The 449-nt window shown below is 55.5% G+C and carries 1 protein-coding gene; it reads left to right on the plus strand.

Going from position 1 to position 449, the window contains the following annotated elements:
* A partial coding sequence (locus E3W21_RS28765) for a group II intron maturase-specific domain-containing protein (protein WP_305955718.1) occupies nucleotides 1-449 on the plus strand: 449 nt, incomplete at both ends.

Genomic DNA, 449 nt, shown 5'->3' on the forward strand with positions numbered 1-449 from the left:
CGACTTAGGCTGCAAGTGAACGAGAGCAAGAGCGCGATTGCCAGTGCGTTTGGCCGCAAGTTTCTGGGCTATGGCTTTTGGCTGTCAGCTCAAGGCGAGGTCAAACGCTGGGTGGCAAGCAAAGCGCTGCAGACGTTCAAAAGCCGCATCCGACAGCTGACGTCTCGAAATGGAGGCCGAAGCCTGTCGCAAGTGGTGGAAGGTCTGAGACCCTACCTACTGGGCTGGAAAGCGTATTTCGGTTTATCGCAAACCCCTCGCCTTTGGCATAGGTTCGATGAATGGATACGCCGACGACTCAGGGCCATCCAGCTCAAACAATGGAAAACCGGAAGAAGAACGTATCGTGAACTGCGCAAACTTGGAGCAAACCCTGACTTGGCAGCGGCGATAGCCGGCAACAGCCACAGGTTCTGGCACAACAGTGTCGGTCTGATCCATGGAGTGCT

Origin of the sequence: Pseudomonas sp. F01002, assembly GCF_004402115.1 — a bacterium.
Lineage (GTDB): Bacteria > Pseudomonadota > Gammaproteobacteria > Pseudomonadales > Pseudomonadaceae > Aquipseudomonas > Aquipseudomonas frigoris.